The organism is Kamptonema sp. UHCC 0994, from assembly GCF_029167235.1.
Taxonomy (GTDB): domain Bacteria; phylum Cyanobacteriota; class Cyanobacteriia; order Cyanobacteriales; family Microcoleaceae; genus Kamptonema.
In genome coordinates, this window is the sequence record NZ_JARFTR010000006.1 from 1 (window position 1) to 2,549 (window position 2,549).

4 protein-coding genes are annotated in these 2,549 nt (G+C 40.3%); 2 read left to right on the top strand and 2 right to left on the bottom strand.

Annotated elements, in window-relative coordinates; genetic code table 11:
* Positions 1-215: 215 nt before the first annotated feature.
* A complete protein-coding gene (locus PY364_RS00795; RefSeq protein ID WP_275519559.1) occupies positions 216-1,325 on the top strand; it encodes a hypothetical protein in 1,110 nt (369 codons plus the stop codon).
* Positions 1,326-1,428: 103 nt separating this feature from the next.
* On the opposite strand, the gene PY364_RS00800 is transcribed toward PY364_RS00795, so the two are convergent.
* Together PY364_RS00800 and PY364_RS00805 are read right to left on the bottom strand one after the other, a co-directional pair.
* Positions 1,429-1,653, bottom strand: coding sequence for a hypothetical protein (locus PY364_RS00800; protein ID WP_275519562.1), 225 nt, complete (start codon positions 1,651-1,653; stop codon positions 1,429-1,431).
* Positions 1,637-1,852, bottom strand: coding sequence for a hypothetical protein (locus PY364_RS00805; protein WP_275519564.1), 216 nt, complete (start codon positions 1,850-1,852; stop codon positions 1,637-1,639). The genes PY364_RS00800 and PY364_RS00805 overlap by 17 nt, the downstream gene beginning before the upstream one ends.
* A gap of 48 nt (positions 1,853-1,900) precedes the next feature.
* Between PY364_RS00805 and PY364_RS00810 the strand changes: the two genes are divergently transcribed.
* The coding region (locus PY364_RS00810; RefSeq protein ID WP_275519566.1) for a hypothetical protein at positions 1,901-2,549 on the top strand (649 nt) is incomplete at its 3' end.

Genomic DNA, 2,549 nt, shown 5'->3' on the forward strand with positions numbered 1-2,549 from the left:
CGGTTCATTTACCGCCCAGAGGGCGGCGTTACGGGAAAAGTCTTTAAGCCATATTATACCGCATCAGCCATGTATATATAGCACTAACAGTAGCTTGCGCGATCGCAGCAATTATTTTTACTTATTGTTACATTTATGGTAACAGAAGTATTAATAGGCTAAATTTAACTTAAATTTGCAGAAAATACTGTTGAATCGAAGCAGACAGAAAACCTATGCAGAAACTCACTCGAATTTTATTCTCTACCGCCCTCACCTTAAGCCTCTTGTGTTTTCCCAGCCAAGCCTTTGCTAAAGCTAAAATTCAGATGGCTATTCTCCTAGATTCTAGTAATAGCATGGATGGACTGATTGAGCAAACTCGTACTCAAATTTGGCAAGTTGTTAATGCCTTAACTAAAGTAACTAAAGATGGCGAAGTACCAGAGTTAGAAGTTGCTCTCTACCATTATGGTAATGATAATTTACCTTCCCAAGAAGGTTTTGTCAGAATGTTAACTGGATTTACTCCTGAATTAGATTTAGTTTCCGAAAAGCTATTTAGTATCAATACCAATGGCGGTCAAGAATATGCTGGTTGGGTAATGCGTTCCGCTCTCAAACAATTAAACTGGAGTAAGGATCGAGGTGATTTTCGAGTAATTTTTATTGCCGGGAATGAACCCTTCGATCAAGGGCCGATTTCTTGGCGAGAATCTGTGGCTCTTGCTGCTGGAGAAAATGTCTTAGTTGACACTATCTATTGTGGTTCAGCAGAAAGTCAGGAGCGACAACTTTGGGCTTCAGGAGCTAATTTAGCGGGAGGTAGTCACTTCAATATTAACCAAGACAAAAAGATTGAAGTTATCAAGTCACCTTATGACGATCAAATTACTAAATTGAACGATCTACTCAATCAAACATACATTCCTTATGGTAGAGAAGGAGCAGTTGGTCAACAACGTCAGGCGATGGAAGATAGTAATGCTGGTGAAAATTTAGCACTGCGTAGTAGCTCAAAAGTTTCTGACTATTATAGCAATGCTTCTTGGGATTTAATTGATGCTCTCGATCGAGGAATTGTCACTCTTGAGCAATTATCAAATGATGCTTTACCGCCAGTGATGCGAGGTATGACTTTAGCTCAAAAACGCGAGTATGTAGCGGCCAAGAAAGCTGAAAGAGAGAGAATTCAAGCTAGTATTCGTGACTTATCTCGAAAACGTGAGGAATATGTTGCTAAACAACGTCAAGTTAATCCTAATGGGGGAGATAATACTCTTGATTCGGTAATTATTCAAAGTCTCCGTCAACAATTAGCAGCTAAAGGATTTAAGCTTCAGTAATTACTAAGGTAGGCAAAATTTACAAAAATGTCTACCTTGGCGACTCACCCAAAGAAAACGGGTTTTTTCCATCTCTTTCGATCAAGCGCGATCGCCCTCTATTTTAACTCTCAGGGGTTTTCTTTCGGGTTTTCTCATCCACTATCCGCTTGAATAATTCAAATTGTTCTTGTTCTTCTTCTTTGTTCTTTGGCGGGTGGAACATAATCACTTCTGCGTCGGGGCTACGGCGATTTACCAAAGCATCTAAAGCTTCTAAATCATCCCGATGTACCCGCACGTAATCTCTCAATTCTTTTCGAGTCATTTGGTCAAATTGTGGTTTCATTGATAAACTCCCAATTTCCATCGCGATATACCATGATTTCTAAATTGTCAGAGGTCAAAATGTAGATATATCCCTTGTGTTCGTTAAAACTAAATAACTGGATGTCCCGGTAGTAGTTGGACAACATCTGACAGACTCGTAGGCAAGTTTGGGCTTGTTTGTCGGTTGGGTGAATAGCGGTATCCTCCAATTGTGGCATAAGTTATGATAAGATGGACTCGGTGTTATTGGCTATCCCATCGCCATCATGGATGAAACTCGCGCCCAAGCTTATCTACAATTGATTAACGCGCTGCTGACTTGCCCTAGCGGTGAGGAAGAGGAGATTTTACAGGCTAACTCGGAATTGCTGGATGCAGAGTTTCTGCAAGCTTGCGAGGTGGTAGCAGAAATCTTGGCAGGGGAAGGAAATGAGAATGCGGCTGATTTTTTGCGAAATCTTGTCAGTCAGCTAGGGGAATTTGTGGGGAGGAATGATGAAAATATGGATGATTCTGAAGCTGAAAATCAACGAGAATATTTAGAATTTATCGTAGAATTATTGCAAGCAGAAGAAAGCTATAGTGGTCTTGCCGGAGTTTACCCCATTCTCAGTCAACGGCAACATCTCCTCAATGCCCGTTTTGCCGAGACTTTACAGCAAGTGGCACAGAATTTAATTGCTGATAAAGATTCAGAAACAATTGCGTCAATTGTTGCCCTCATTGAAAATTTGAGTATTCATATTTATCAATTTCCTTTGGGAAGTAGAGCGAATAATATTGAAATAGCTATAGCAGGTTATCAAATAGTTTTAAATAATCGGCAACCGGGAAGCGAAAAATTTGCTCAAACGCAAAATAATCTGGCAACTGCCTACAGTGACAGAATCAGGGGAGAGAAAGCTGAGAATATCG

Excerpts from the sequence above, each read along its gene's own strand:
- PY364_RS00795 (WP_275519559.1), top strand. The coding sequence starts at position 216 with ATGCAGAAACTCACTCGAATTTTATTCTCTACCGCCCTCACCTTAAGC.
- PY364_RS00800 (WP_275519562.1), bottom strand. The coding sequence starts at position 1,653 with ATGAAACCACAATTTGACCAAATGACTCGAAAAGAATTGAGAGATTAC.
- PY364_RS00805 (WP_275519564.1), bottom strand. The coding sequence starts at position 1,852 with ATGCCACAATTGGAGGATACCGCTATTCACCCAACCGACAAACAAGCC.